The sequence below is a fragment of the Pseudoalteromonas sp. RW-H-Ap-1 genome, assembly GCF_048318575.1.
Taxonomy (GTDB): domain Bacteria; phylum Pseudomonadota; class Gammaproteobacteria; order Enterobacterales; family Alteromonadaceae; genus Pseudoalteromonas.
Genome location: NZ_CP166997.1, coordinates 526,608 through 541,168 on the forward strand (window position 1 = coordinate 526,608; position 14,561 = coordinate 541,168).

The 14,561-nt window shown below is 40.7% G+C and carries 12 protein-coding genes; 6 read left to right on the forward strand and 6 right to left on the reverse strand.

Going from position 1 to position 14,561, the window contains the following annotated elements; genetic code table 11:
• Window positions 1–31 precede the first annotated feature (31 nt).
• Complete coding sequence (locus AB8618_RS18750) at window positions 32–925, reverse strand: AraC family transcriptional regulator (protein WP_409425710.1); 894 nt, start codon at window positions 923–925, stop codon at window positions 32–34.
• A gap of 191 nt (window positions 926–1,116) precedes the next feature.
• Here AB8618_RS18750 and AB8618_RS18755 point away from each other — a divergent pair, with 191 nt between their 5' ends.
• The 6 genes from AB8618_RS18755 to AB8618_RS18780 all read left to right on the forward strand — a co-directional run bounded on the left by AB8618_RS18755 (window position 1,117) and on the right by AB8618_RS18780 (window position 6,472).
• Window positions 1,117–2,637, forward strand: a complete 1,521-nt coding sequence (locus AB8618_RS18755; RefSeq protein ID WP_409425711.1) for an aldehyde dehydrogenase family protein — start codon at window positions 1,117–1,119, stop codon at window positions 2,635–2,637.
• Window positions 2,638–2,982: 345 nt separating this feature from the next.
• Window positions 2,983–3,588 (forward strand): DUF998 domain-containing protein, encoded by a 606-nt coding sequence (locus AB8618_RS18760; RefSeq protein ID WP_409425712.1) that lies wholly within the window; start codon window positions 2,983–2,985, stop codon window positions 3,586–3,588.
• A 104-nt stretch (window positions 3,589–3,692) separates the two neighbouring features.
• The gene (locus AB8618_RS18765; protein WP_409425713.1) at window positions 3,693–3,902 is read left to right on the forward strand and encodes a hypothetical protein; all 210 of its coding nucleotides are present in this window, start codon (window positions 3,693–3,695) and stop codon (window positions 3,900–3,902) included.
• A 70-nt stretch (window positions 3,903–3,972) separates the two neighbouring features.
• Window positions 3,973–4,512, forward strand: coding sequence for a GNAT family N-acetyltransferase (locus AB8618_RS18770; RefSeq protein WP_409425714.1), 540 nt, complete (start codon window positions 3,973–3,975; stop codon window positions 4,510–4,512).
• A gap of 52 nt (window positions 4,513–4,564) precedes the next feature.
• A complete protein-coding gene (locus tag AB8618_RS18775; RefSeq protein ID WP_409425715.1) occupies window positions 4,565–4,822 on the forward strand; it encodes a hypothetical protein in 258 nt (85 codons plus the stop codon).
• A 177-nt stretch (window positions 4,823–4,999) separates the two neighbouring features.
• On the forward strand, window positions 5,000–6,472 hold the full coding sequence (locus tag AB8618_RS18780) for a S41 family peptidase (protein ID WP_409425716.1): 1,473 nt from the start codon (window positions 5,000–5,002) through the stop codon (window positions 6,470–6,472).
• 51 nt (window positions 6,473–6,523) lie between these two features.
• Here AB8618_RS18780 and AB8618_RS18785 read toward each other — a convergent pair whose 3' ends face one another.
• From AB8618_RS18785 to AB8618_RS18805, 5 genes are all read right to left on the reverse strand, one after another.
• Window positions 6,524–9,469 (reverse strand): TonB-dependent receptor, encoded by a 2,946-nt coding sequence (locus tag AB8618_RS18785; RefSeq protein ID WP_413402989.1) that lies wholly within the window; start codon window positions 9,467–9,469, stop codon window positions 6,524–6,526.
• Window positions 9,470–9,543: 74 nt separating this feature from the next.
• The gene (locus tag AB8618_RS18790; RefSeq protein ID WP_413402991.1) at window positions 9,544–12,198 is read right to left on the reverse strand and encodes a family 16 glycosylhydrolase; all 2,655 of its coding nucleotides are present in this window, start codon (window positions 12,196–12,198) and stop codon (window positions 9,544–9,546) included.
• A gap of 270 nt (window positions 12,199–12,468) precedes the next feature.
• Window positions 12,469–13,257 carry a sterol desaturase family protein gene (locus tag AB8618_RS18795; protein ID WP_178956896.1) on the reverse strand — a complete coding sequence of 263 codons (789 nt, stop codon included), beginning with the start codon at window positions 13,255–13,257 and terminating at the stop codon, window positions 12,469–12,471.
• On the reverse strand, window positions 13,250–13,894 hold the full coding sequence (locus AB8618_RS18800; protein ID WP_413402993.1) for a CDP-alcohol phosphatidyltransferase family protein: 645 nt from the start codon (window positions 13,892–13,894) through the stop codon (window positions 13,250–13,252). The genes AB8618_RS18795 and AB8618_RS18800 overlap by 8 nt, the downstream gene beginning before the upstream one ends.
• A 27-nt stretch (window positions 13,895–13,921) precedes the next feature.
• Window positions 13,922–14,560 carry an ATP-binding cassette domain-containing protein gene (locus tag AB8618_RS18805; protein WP_178956894.1) on the reverse strand — a complete coding sequence of 213 codons (639 nt, stop codon included), beginning with the start codon at window positions 14,558–14,560 and terminating at the stop codon, window positions 13,922–13,924.
• Window position 14,561 lies beyond the last annotated feature (1 nt).

Genomic DNA, 14,561 nt, shown 5'->3' on the forward strand with positions numbered 1-14,561 from the left:
TGTTTAATATAACAAAAACTATTGTGTTGCGTTAATGTCGACACGCTTTAGGTGCAATCCCGAAGGTTTGTTTAAACAAGCGGCTAAAGTGGCTGGCGCTATTAAAACCAAGGTCGTAGCACACTTTACTTATAGCTTGGCCTTCTAATAAAAGCGTGCGGGCTTTTTTAAGCCTAAGTTGTTGCTGCCAAAGCGCAGGGCTGGTGCCAAAAGCGAGTTTAAATTGCTGGTAAAACTTACTACGACTCATACAAGTTATTTTGCACAATGTGTCTATGTCGAGTGTGTCGCTTAAATGCTCTTCAATGTATTGCAGTGCATCACTCACGTTACTTTTTAGACGCAGTTTATCGCAGTTGGCCATTAATAAATCGCGGCTTTGTTGTTGCAGTAAACGGGTGATCAATTCGTTTAACGATAAATCAATTAGGTAGTGTCGCTCGGCGCCTTGCTCACTGAATAAATGCACCATTCGCTCTAATAACTGCTGAGTTTGCGCATTATGTTGGGTATGCACTAAATTAGGGCTGTATTCAAATAAGGCATCACTAGCAAAGTTTTGCTGCATATTAAGCGCATTAGCCACATTGGTTATTTTATCGGTGCTGATTTCAATCGCTAAACAGGTGGTAGGTGAGTTGATAGTTGCCTGTGGAAAATCAATCAGCACCCCTTGCTCGGGCGCTAATACAAACGATTCGTGGGGTAAAAACGCTTTATGATAATGACTATTCTCAACATGCATAATTTTCTTGCCACTGAGCATGGCACAAAACAGTAATTCGTTTGAATGCAGCGCCACTTTTTGCGCACTTTTATAAGTATCATAAATACTCAGCTCGCTGTTATCGGCAGCAAAGCTCACTTTGTTTTCAATAAGTACATCAAGTTGTTGGCGTTTTTTATTTAACTGCGACGAATGCATAATCAGCCTTTTTAATGATTAAATCGTTTGGACTCACAGACAATTTTTTTGGACTGCTAATCAAGTTTTTAAGCGCTTAATAGTCTAATGTCAATCAATACCGATTAAATATAAAGCAACTTGCTACATTACCCTAACAAGTTGCTGGTATTTCGGCTTAGACTTTTAGCTAACAACAAGAGAACACACATATGATTTACGCAAATCCAGGCTCAGCAGACGCACTCATCACATTTAAACAGCAGTATGGTAACTATATTGGCGGCGAGTGGGTTGAACCCGTTAATGGTCAATACTTTGAGAATATTAGCCCTGTAAATGGCAAAGTGTTTTGTAAAATTCCTCGCTCTGATAAAGACGATATTAATTTGGCACTTGATAAAGCCCATGCCGTAAAAACGCAGTGGGGCACCACCTCAGTTACCGAGCGCAGTAATATTTTATTAAAAATTGCCGATCGCATTGAACAAAATCTAGAGCTACTTGCAGTGGCCGAAACATGGGATAACGGTAAAGCCATTCGCGAAACCCTTGCCGCTGATATTCCACTTGCTGCGGACCACTTTCGTTACTTTGCCGGTTGCTTGCGTGCTCAAGATGGCAGTATTGGTGAAATAGACGAAACTACGGTGGCGTATCATTTTCATGAGCCATTAGGCGTTGTAGGGCAAATTATTCCGTGGAACTTTCCAATTTTAATGGCTGCATGGAAACTAGCGCCTGCACTTGCAGCTGGTAACTGTGTGGTACTTAAGCCTGCTGAGCAAACACCCGCCTCAATTTTAGTGTTAATGGAAATTATTGGTGATTTACTGCCCGGCGGCGTGTTAAACGTAGTAAATGGCTTTGGTAAAGAAGCCGGTGAAGCTCTGGCAACTAATACGCGTATAGCTAAAATTGCCTTTACAGGCTCAACCCCTGTAGGTTCACATATTTTAAAATGTGCAGCCGATAACATTATTCCTTCAACGGTAGAGCTTGGGGGAAAATCACCTAATATCTTCTTTAACGATGTTATGGAAAAAGACGACTCATACCTAGACAAAGCAATTGAGGGCGCTATTCTTGCCTACTTTAACCAAGGTGAAGTATGTACTTGTCCATCTCGCTTGTTCATTCAAGAAGATATTTATGAGCAATTCATAGAGCGCATTTTAAAACGTACCAAGCAAATTAAACGCGGCAACCCGCTAGATAGCGAAACTATGGTAGGTGCGCAAGCCTCTAAAGCACAGTTTGATAAGATTTTAAGTTATATTGATATTGGCAAACAAGAAGGTGCTGAAGTACTCAGTGGTGGCCATGTTGAGCAACTTAGCGATGAGCTCAATGGTGGATATTACATTCAACCTACTTTATTGAAAGGCACTAATGATATGCGCGTGTTCCAAGAAGAAATTTTTGGCCCCGTTATTTCAATGTCGACCTTTAAAGATGAAGCCGAAGCGCTCGAATTGGCTAACAGCTCAGAATTTGGTTTAGGCGCAGGGGTATGGAGCCGTAATATGAACCGCGCTTATCACTTTGGTCGCAAAATAGAAGCCGGCCGTGTATGGACCAACTGTTACCATATGTACCCAGCTCATGCAGCATTTGGCGGTTATAAAAAGTCTGGGATAGGCCGCGAAACTCACAAACTCGCGCTCGATCATTACCAACAAACTAAAAACTTATTAGTAAGCTACAGCGAAGATCCGCTTGGCTTCTTTTAACAACGCGTTTTAGTTTAAACAAACAATCTATAAGTAATGAAAGCGCTGCATTGTTGTAGCGCTTTGTTTTTTTAAAACTAATACCGATAGCATTTGATTAGTGGTTAATTATAATGATAAAGAAATGATTATTAATGAGGCGAAATAAAACCTCAGTGAATTATGCACAAAGAAGATAATGAGGCGCTGGGTTGAAAAAGTAGATTAAAGGTTCTAGCTCAGGGCTGTTATGACTAGGTTTCAGGCTGTTTGTACAAGCTCACAGCTCGTCACTCGAAGCCGGCTCATTTTCTCCTCTGTGTTCAAAAAGGCTTTAATGAATTAATCACAAAAAGGATTATGGTGATGTTTGAAACGATTGCGATTTATTCAGGGTTAATAGCCACATTTTGGATATTCATTGGTGTTTATGTAGCAAGTCGGTTTTATGAAGGTTACAGTCATTCTAAACAATTTTGTAGTGAATTAGGTGCAACGGGAAGCCCAACTGAAAAACTGTCACCGCTAATTAATAATTATCCTTTAGGTTTTCTATTTTGCTTTTTTGGCTGGTATTTGGCGCAATTGGCTAATGTTTCTATATTGGTTAATATTGCTGGTTGGTTAGTTATAGTGCATGGTATTGGTACTTGGGTTGCGGGTTATTTTCCTATGGATGCTGACCCATTTACTAAACATCCAACTTTTAGCTGCAAGGCACATTCTTGGGCTGGTTTTATTATGTTACTTTCGCTGGTTGTAGCACCAATATTAATAGCTACTGGTCCAACTACAGAAGTTATATCTCTATACTTTCGTGTTTTTTCAACTGTTTCTGTTATCGCTACAGTTTATTATCTGTTTGCTATGGCTAAAGCGGTTAAGCTTCAAAGTAACCCAGGTACCTATCAACGTATCTCTTATGGTATCCAATTAAGTTGGTTAAGTGTTTTTTCAATAGTGTTAATGTAATTTTAAACTAATTTAAATTGTCTCCAATAATTTAGAGACATAACTCACTAACGACTATGATTGATTTCAGCTTATTATTTGGCGTCACAACTCAAGGAAGGCTCATGAATATAAACCACACTAAATTCCGTTTTATTTTACTAAAAGGTGTTCTAGGCTGGGGAGTTCCTACAGCTATTTTATTTCAATTAATCATGCACCTTACAGGTGAGCAAGATTTTTTTAATGGAATCATTTCATCTTTAATAATATTTCCTTTAGTAGGCATATTATTTGGGTACCTTATGTGGCATTCGGAACATAAAAAGAACTAAATAACTGAGAGACCTACCTTAATTACTTGGTTTTTTGAAAGTTTTTAGCTGTAATTACAAGGAGGTTTGAGTGAAAATTTGTGAAACCCAAAGGTTGCTTATTCGGCAGTTTTCAATTGATGATGTGCCGGCATTAAGTAAAATCCTTAGTGACGATGAGGTGATGAAATACTCAATTCGTGGCGTATGCGATGAAGCTGCAACTCGTGATTTTATAAAGTGGTGTTTACAATGCTACGATTCATACGGTTTGGGCCCATGGGCACTAATAGATAAAAACAGTGATTTACTCATTGGATTTTGTGGTATTTCCCCACAAAGCGTCGCGGGTAACGAAGAGCCTAATTTAGGGTATCGATTAGCGGTCGATTTTTGGAATAAAGGCTTAGCCTGCGAAGCAGCTAAAGGTGTTTTAAAGTATGTGTTTACGCAAACTACTCACCAATCGGTCGTTGTTATTATTGAACCTGAGCATATTGCGTCATTGAAAGTAGCAAAGAAAATTGGCTTTACAGATTATAGCAATCATGAATTTCACGGTCGTGCCGTACAGTTATACCGATTAACTAAGGCGCAGTGGAGTGAATCATTTTTTAATAATGCTATGTAGGTAGTAAAGCTCAAAATAGTTAACGTTTATTTGTCAAAAAGGAAATTTTTTAATGGATATAGATTCTCATCTAGTACAACTTGAAAAAAACAACCGAAAGTTATTTAGTGGATTTCATTATTTGGGACTTACGTTAGCGATGGCTGTAATTGTTTTATTGTTAATGTTTTATTTCAGCCCATTGATAGGGCTTGCTTGCTCTGGTTTTGCTGCTTTCTTTTTAAACTTCTTCTATTCACAGTATACCTTTAGAAAACTCAACGCCCGCATAACACTACTGCAAACCAAAATTGAACAAACCTCTAAGTAAGCTGTTGTTCTAAATTTAAAGCCAGTTCATTTTAAATGTTACTTATTGCTAGCGGCTTTTATTGTTGCTAAGTTGTTGTTGTAAAAAAATTTGCTGATACTTATTGGATTTAAGATATTTTTAGTTGCACCAAATGAGTTTACAGTAATTATATAGCCTAATTTAAAATGGATTTTCATGAACATAAAAACAAAAATAGTTAGCCGTACTTTATTGAGCGCTTTATTAATTTCGCCTACCTTGAGCATGGCCGAATTATCGTTTACTCCTAAAACCCCAGAGCAATGGCGCAGTGTTACTGAGCGAGATATTGAAGCTGCTTACAGCATATCGGCAAAAAATCACCCTGGTATGTTTGATGTTAACAACCCAGCCTTTCCTGAGTTATTAAAGCAAGCAAAAGCAGAAGCGCTTACTCTGTCTAAGCAAGCGATTGGGCCGCAGGCGCATGCAGCGGCAATTGCACGTTTTAGCACGGTGTTACAAGATGGTCATGCTGGTGCGTTTTCAAGCATCGACAGGCCTGCGCGTCGCTGGCCCGGCTTTAGTGCTTTATGGCGAGGTGATGCGCTAAAAGTGTATTACAGTGAAATTAGCACTATTAAAAAAGGGGATATTGTAAGCCAATGTGATGGGCAAAGTACTGAAGCTTTGATGCGCAAAAGAGTGTTTACATTTCATGGGCAAGTTGCTCAACCAGGGCATTGGTGGCAGCAAGGTTGGCGGTTACTAACGGATGTAGGGAATCCATTTTTAGTCCCCCTAAAAGAATGCGAGTTTGTTAAACCCAATGGCAATACCCATAAACAGGTTTTAAATTGGTCTGTAAGGCCTAAATCAGTCAGTAAGCATTTAGAAAATGCCTACAATGGTGATGAACTTCCCATTGATTTAATCTGGCCTGAAAAAAACATTGCGTGGATTGCTATGCCTAGCTTTTCAGTAAATGATAAACAAGCAGCTGACTACAAAAAAGTGTTTGAAAAAATAAAACAGCAGCGTAGCAAGCTACTTACAGCAAAAGCCGTGGTATTAGACTTGCGCCATAACCAAGGTGGTTCATCTTATTGGAGCTCACAAATAGCCAAAGAATTATGGGGCAAAAAAGTAGTAGAACAAAAAACAGCTGGTACTACTCAAAACGAACAAGTGTGGTGGAGAGCGTCAAAAGACAATACCAACTATGTTAAATCGTTAATTGATGTGGTAAAAGATCAACCTGAATTTCATGAACTGATTAAAGAAATAGCAGCAGGTATGGCTTTATCACTTAAAAGTGGTGATCCATTTTATGTAGAACGAGAGACTAATACGCTAAATAACCTACCAGAAGAGCCGTTAGTGAGTGACTTTAAAACTAAGGTGTTTGTTATAGTGCCGCCGCAATGCGCTAGTGCTTGTTTAGATGCGCTAGATAAGTTTAAGCTTTTTGAAAATACCACGTTGTTTGGTGCACCCAGTAGCGCAGACTCGCTGTATATGGAGGTACGTTTAGCCGATTTACCTTCAGGCTTAGGTAAAGTGATAGTTCCTAATAAAGTGTATGTTAATAGAGCAAGAGGAAAGGGCGATTACTACAAACCTGATATTGCCTATAACGATATTGATTGGACAACCGATAAGCTATTAGAAAAAATTAAACTGTTATAAAAAAAGCCGCTTGTTGTAACAAGCGGCTTAACTTTCTAACTAGGGGATAATTTAAAACGTATAACGGGCGCCAATTGCGTAGCGTGGACCATACTGGCGAGCAAATAAGAACTGCTCTTCGTAACGGCCATACCCTTGCTCGGTTTCATTATTAAGGTTAATACCTTCAAAGAATACCGTCACATTTTCATTAACGTCATAATTTACGCTCATATCCCATTGACCATATGATTTGGCGTATTGTGGTGGTGCATCAGCAGAGCCTTGCGCTTGGCCTACACCAATTAAATATGCATCACGCCAAGCGTAAGTTACTTTTACAGATAAACCTTCTTTTTCGTAAAACGCTTGGAAGTTAGCTGAATCACTTAATCCTGTTAATGGAGCTTGTTGGTCTAGGCTGTCTGTATCAAATTCAACATCGCCGTCAACAAACGTTGCATTTACACCGACCCCAAAGCCTGTCTCACCAATTAAGTGTTGTACTGCTACTTCAAAACCATCGACTGATTTACTATCGGTATTTTGTGGTTGGCTAATATTCCAAGTAATAAGTGGATCATTACTATTTGGTTCAATTTGGCCGTTTGCATTGCCATCACCATTAGCAAGCATTTGTGCAAAGATAGCATCGCTTGTTGCTTGATCACCACGAGCTTCAATATCACTAACCGCTTGTAAATAGCGTGGGCCATTTAAAATATCATGTAAGCCTTCAATGGTGGTTGGAGTAATGGTGGTTTGAATAAAGTTATCAACGTCCTTTTTAAAGTAACCTACTGATGCATAGCTGCCTTCTGAATAGTAATACTCTAATGATAGGTCAAGGTTTGTTGATTCAAATGGCAGTAACCCTGTATTACCTTGGCTACCTACTCGTGCCCCCGGTTTTGGACTGCCTGTAAGGCTACGACCACCGGCTAAATCGCCCAATGGCGCGCGCGACATAGTTTTACCCCATGATACGCGAGCAACTAAGTCATCGGTTACGTCAACACTTAGGTCGATTGATGGTAGTAAAATATCGTAACTTCCTTCTTGAACTAAGAAGTTGTCATCGCCGCCAGCTTCATATTGAGTGATCCACTCTGAAGCACTTATCCAATTTACTTGTTGCTCAACGCGTTGACGAACAGAGCTACTTACATCGGTTTCTTCATAACGAAGACCTGCATTTACTTTTATGTAGTAATTGCTAACTTCAAATTCCCAACGTGATTGAACATAAATACTGTTGGTAATTTCTTCAACAGCGCTTTGACTGTCAATACCATCAAGATAGGCATTAGGCGCATAGGCATCGCCACCGGTTACATCAGCAGTAAGGTATGCCATTTGTCTTGCTACAGCTTCATCAAAATCAAAGCTATAATAATAGTTAGGTTGTAAATTGTTACCACCACCAGCAAATTGGTCTAATAGTCCTGAAGTGTTATTAAGGGTAAACATACCATCAGGGAATATCTCGGTGTAAGAAGGGTTAAAACCAGGGCCGCCAACTAAGCCACTCCATGCTTCATAACCACCGGTATTTTGTTCTGTACGCGAACCACCAAACTTCACTTCAATTAAACCAATGTCAAAACTATCGTTTATCCATGTTGTATGTAATTGCAGCTGCTCAATATTTGATTCTCCAGGTGAATGAATAAACTGGCTAAAGTTTGAATCAATTTCACCAGGGCTTAATACGCTAGTACCGTTTTTCCAGTTAACTTGCGCATGTGGAATTTCACCAGTGCGGTAATCATAAATTTTATTTACAAGCTGATCAGAACCTAAAATAACTTGCCCATCACTACCCAGACCTTTGTCTGCGCCGTTATCTGTCTCGTTTTTAGAGTCGTGGTAGTCAAGCTCAACTTGCCATGTTTCATTAATTTGCCAATCTAAATTTAAGCCAATAGAACGAGCCTTAACTTCAGTGGTATTTTTACTAGAGGTAAATGATGCATCGTTACCACTTATATCTGCATAAATAGCTGTGCCATTCTCGTCTAACTCGTAGCCGTTAATGTTACTACCAAAGTCGTTCCAAATACCCCAGCCGAGAGTTTCTGAGCCTGTTGTAGCCTCACTTGCTGTATAATCAAGGGTTGCTACAAAATTATCTGTGGGTGCAAATTGCAGTGTGATTTGCCCATTAGTACGCTCGCGTTGTAAATCTTCAATTGCGTAGTTCATGTCTTTTGTAAAAAAGTGATTACCTACACGATTTCCTTGCGCATCTACTGCGCGTGGATCAATAAAATCACCTTCAGCAAGAGTAGGTAGGTCTACATTTGCTTGCCAACCTTGAATATTGGCGCTTTGCTTTTGAAAGTCGCGTTCTTGATGCGAAAAAGAAAAACCAATACCAAACATTTCATCGCTAAAGGTATTACTATAAATAGCCGATACTTCCGGAGTTACATCGCTACCCGCTTCATTTGATGAATCATGAATAGCTTTAGCTGTTGCCGAAAAATGCTGGCCAGGTCTTTGTAAAGGTCGAGTTGTTGAAATGTTAACCGTCGCACCTAAGCCACCACTGGGCACATCAGCACGAGCAGTTTTAAATACTTCTAAGGCACTAACACCTTCTGAGGCAATGTTTTCCAGATTATACGAACGTGAGTTACCCGTTCCAGGCATTTGGCGACCATTAAGTGTTACCAAATTAAATGAAGGGCCAAAACCACGTACGGTAATTTGGCTTCCTTCGCCGTTTGCACGACTCACCGACACACCCGTAATACGTTGCAGTGACTCTGCTAAGTTAGTATCAGGAAATTTACCCATTTCTTCAGCAGAAATAGCATCGACTACCCCTGATGCATCGCGTTTCATATCCATAGAGCGGATAAGTGAACCGCGAATACCTTTAACTTGTATTACTTCAATTTCAGGTTCCACAGTATTTTGTTCTGCTGCATGGGCGATATTCAGCGTGCTTGCAGCGATGATAAGTGACACAGAAGCCGCTAGTGGGCTTTTTTTAAACTTATTTGTGTTCATAATTGCTCTGCTTTTACTTAATTTATTACGGTAAGTAGGTACTTGTAATTCACTACCTACCACTGAATTAGGGATTACGGGTTAGCGATAATCACGTTGTCTATACGGTAAACAGCGCCTTCACCTGTCCCCCACGCTGGAAACATCATAAGTACATTGATATCGCTAATGTCTAAACCGGCAGCAAACAGTGACTGTAATGTAAATGTGTAGGTTTGCCATTGGCCATTAACGGGTACTTCCCCCTCAACGCTTTGTGAAAGAGGAAGCTCTACCGCTGTTGCTGCGCCTGTTGACTCAATTTTAAATGTCCATACAGCGTCAGGATTATTTGGCGGGGTTACCACTTTCATTTCAAACTGCACAACGCCATTAGCTAGTATTGCTGATGCATCGAAAGAGATGCCGTCGTCGGCTAAAAAGCCCATTACCGTTGGCGCAGAGCCAATAACAAATTCAGCTACAGTACCGTGATCAGCATCGTCAATTTCTTCTGTTGGGGTAGAGCCGCCACAACAGTCCCAAATGCTCCACATATCTGCGGCAGTATTTTGGAAAATAGTGATTTCATCGCCTGCTGATGCACTAGGATCGTACATCTTAGCGTTATCAACACGGTAAACCGCACCTTCACCTGTGCCCCATGCTGGGAATATCATTACTACGTCAATGGCACTTACATCTAAACCTGCGCCCGCTAAGTCAGCGAATGTAAAGGTGTAAGTTTTCCACTCACCTACAATAGGTGCATCGCCAGCATCTGTTAATGGTAATTCTACCGCGGTATCACCCTCATTAGATTCTATTTTCATTAACCAAGTGGCATCTGGGTTATTTGGGTTTGACATCACTTTCACATCAAACTGTAGTAAACCATTTTCTAAAATGCTGGTTGCATCAAATGGAGTACCGCTACCACCAGCAGATGAACGAGTACTAAAGCCCATTACAGTGGGGGCTTCGCCAATAGTGAATTCTGCGGTTAAGCCGTGTCCTGCATCGTCCATAACTTCTGTTGGAGTAGAGCCGCCACAACAATCCCACATCGGCCAATCTAAGTTTTGTCCATCTGTAAATAAGTCTACTGATGGTGATTCACCTACATCGCCCTCAATAGCCACGTTGGTAATTAAATATTTAGCGCCTTCGCCAGTTTGCCATGCTGGGAATACCATTAATACATCAATGGCACTTAAATCTAAGCCTCTTTCTTGTAGTAGAGAAAGCGGAAATGTATAGGTTTGCCATTGGCCTGTAACCGGTGTTACGCCTTCAACACTATCGCTAAGCGCTACATCGCCTGTATTAGGTCCGCCATCACCCGCTTCGGCTTTTAATAGCCAAGTTGTCGAAGATGTTGGCGGCGTTACTACTTTCATATCAAAAGTTAATCGACCATTTAGATCAAGAAGGAGTGATGCGTCAAATGGAGATGAGGTGCCGGTAAAATCATCTGGGAAGTGACCACCACGAGTTGAAAAACCTAAAACAGTACCGTTATTATCGTTAATGTTAAACTTAATAGCGTCACCTTTTTCAGCATCGGTTATAGTTTCTGGTGTGGTTCCACCACAACAATCCCATGCGATCCAGTTGGCGTTTAATGTGCCATTGAATATATCAAGGTTTCTTGCAATGCCATCACTTGGTGGAGTAGGTACAGGGGCTTTACCTTCAACAAGTGCATCATCTAGGCTATCGTAACCTGGGCGCACAGTTTCACAACCTTTACCTGTGTCAGTATTTGCAGCGCATTGATAAACCCGTACGTAATCAACCTCAAAGCTTTGACCTTCTGCAAATGCTGCAGCGTCAACACCTAAGTTGTTTACATTTTCAGGCCAGTCACCACCAACGGCGTTATTTAAAATAAGGTAAAAATCTTTATCAAATGGGGCATTATCCCAGTGAGTGGTAAGTTCGCCATTACCTTGTTCAAAGTATTCAGCAAACCAGCCTTTATGTTTAAGGCCAACAGCCTCATCTTTAGAGTTGTAACGAACTTCAGAGCGACGTTGTGTGGCATATAAGTAGCCATCTACGTACCAGCGAATTTCGCCTTCTTGCCATTCAATAGCGTAGGTGTGGAAGTCATCTGCGGGATTCATTCCCTCAGGCAGAGTATAAGCTTTGCCTGAGCTTGAGTTATTTGGCCACTCGCGACCATAGTGAAGTGTGCCATGAATATTTGCTTCAACGGTGCCATCTTCAGCGACTGTTTTTAAATTTACCGCTTCTAAAATATCAATTTCGCCAGAGCGCGGCCAAGTGCCATATACTTCGTCGGTTGGCATCATCCAAAATGCAGGCCAGCTACCTTGACCTGACGGTAGTTTTGCACGCATTTCAAAGCGACCATAAGTAAAGTCAGCGTTGTAACGGGTATTTAAACGGGCTGACGTGTATGGTTTTTCTGCACCTTCTTCAGCAGGTAGGGCGACTATATTTAGTACACCGTCTTTAATAAAGGCATTTTGTTCACTGTCGGTGTAACATTGTTTTTCGTTATTACCACCGCCGGCGCAGTTTAATTCAAAGTTCCACTTATTTGTATCAATGCTTGTGCCATCAAATTCATCACTCCAAACCATTTGCCAATCTGAAACTGGCTGGGCAGGATCTACTTTTTCAAAATTGGATGTTGTCGCAGCATCGCCGCCACAGCCAGCCAAAGACGCTAATGATATAGCAGCCAAAAGGCGAGTAATGCGTGTTGTTTCAATGTTCATAACTGAACCCCGTTCAACTGATTATTGTCAGAATATAGTGTATTTGTTGATTTTGTCATTTTGTAAGCGCTTACATTTTTATGTGTGGTAAATGTAAGCGCTTACAAATGATATGGGGGATTTCAAATTTGGTCAAGAATTTGTTTATTTAATTTACAATTGGTTTACTTTAAATAAGCTGCTTTTGTTAATGTAGCAGCTCAAAAGCTTAGATAATGTAACAAACTAAGCTGAAATAGGCCCATTTCTCTGCTTAGTTTAGGCTAGTTGCTACTTTTTAAATGGTAACGTTAACAAATACCACAAGGACGCGTTTTGTTTTGGGTCGGGATATTGGGCTAAGCCGATGTTTAGTTTATTATCTGATAATGTGGCGCTGGTTTTGTAGCTGCCAAAAAGTCTATCCCACCAAGTTACGCTAAAGCCAAAGTTACTATTTGTTTCTTCGGGATTTTGGCTATGATGAATACGATGCAGTATTTGAGTCATTAAGATAAGCCGAAGTGGTTTTTCTATTGCATTGTGTAAACGTATATTGGCGTGGTTAAATAGCGCTAATCCATTAAGTGCAATTTCAAATATTAATACTGCAATAGCAGGTACACCCAAAGCGGTAACGGCAATCAATTTTATAAGTATGCTGAGTACAATTTCGATAGGGTGAAAACGCAAACCTGTGCTGGTATCTACATGCGCATCGGCGTGGTGCACACGATGCAAACGCCACAAAATTGGCACGTTATGAAATAACCTATGCTGCCAATATATAAGTATATCAAGCAGTAGCATGCTTAAAATAATAGCAACACTACTTGGTGTGGCTATTTGATTAAATAAACCGATACCGTGCTCTTGGTTATAAAGCGCTACGGCAGTTAAGCCTATGGGTACACTTAAGCGAGCAATTAGTGATGAAGCAAACACCAGTCCAAAATTAGCGAACCATCGGGTGTTACTTTTTATAGGCGATTTACGCGCAGGCATACGCGATTCTAGCAGCATCATAATAACCAAAATGCTAAAAAAGAACCCTAAACGCCACCAAATTTCATTACTCATTGGCTTGTGTAACCTCATCAGCTTCTCGGAGTTTTAACGTGTTATATCCTCCATGTATACGTGTAAAAATAGTAATAGCGCACGCAGTGGCAAAAATACTCGCCATTATGGCAAAGTGCTGCGGCCAAATACAAAAGGCAATAAATAGCGCTATGGTTTCTGTGCCTTCGGTTAAACCATTTAAATAGTAAAAACTTTTGTATTTAAACTGGGGTTTTTCGAGCTTAAATTTTTCGGCGGCTATGGCAAAGGCTAAAAAGCTTGAGCCTGTGCCTATAAAGGTGGCCAGTAATACGCTACCTGCAATGGCGTTTTGCTCGGGGTTTACCAAAATAAAGCCAAGCGGAATTGCCGCGTAAAATAAAAAATCGAGGGTAATATCTAAAAAACCGCCAGCGCTTGAACTTAAATTTGCATGGCGTGCCAATGCGCCATCTAGCCCATCTAAAATACGATTTAAAGCAATAGCCGTTAACGCTGCGTACCACATTTCATACGCAATTAATGGCACTGCTAATAGCCCTATTAAAAAGCCTGCCACAGTAAGTTGGTCGGGCGTTATGCCGCGCTTGTGCATTAACGCTACAACGGGGGTTAACAGTGGCTTTATTATTGGGGTGATGTATTTGTCTAACATGCTTGGTGCCTTGTACTTTTTGTGCGTTTATTTGGCTAAATTTAAGGTGATCAGTTTGCCGTTTGCGGCCTCTGCATCGCTATGATCGTGGGTTACCATAATAGCGGGCAATTTATGCTCGCGTATTTGGCTAAATACTAGCTCGCGCGTATCTACTCTTAATTGGGTGTCGAGCTTGCTAAAGGGCTCATCAAGTAAAATAGCTTTTGGCTCGCTTAATAGCATACGCAATAAAGCAACGCGGGCTTGTTGTCCACCAGAGAGGTTGTCGGGGTGGCGATTAGCCATGCCTTTTAATCCTACCTGTTCAAGGGCGTGCTCTATTTTTTCAAGGCGCCGTTTTTTATTGCCTTTAGGCATAGCAAAGGCAATGTTACCGCTTACCGATAAATGCGAAAATAATAACGCATCTTGATAAAGCACGCCTATGTGGCGTAAATGTGCGGGTAAGTTATTAATGTTTTTACCGTTAAGCCACACTTCGCCGTTTGCGCTAAAACCACTGGGTAATGTACCCGTAAGCCAATTTAAAAAGCTTGATTTACCACTGCCTGATGGCCCCATAATAGTGAGTATTTCGCCGCCTTTTACCTGCTCGTTTAAGCTTAGTAATTGCTCGTGTTGACGATAAAGCTCACAATTTTTAATCTCTAAAGATGACTGCATT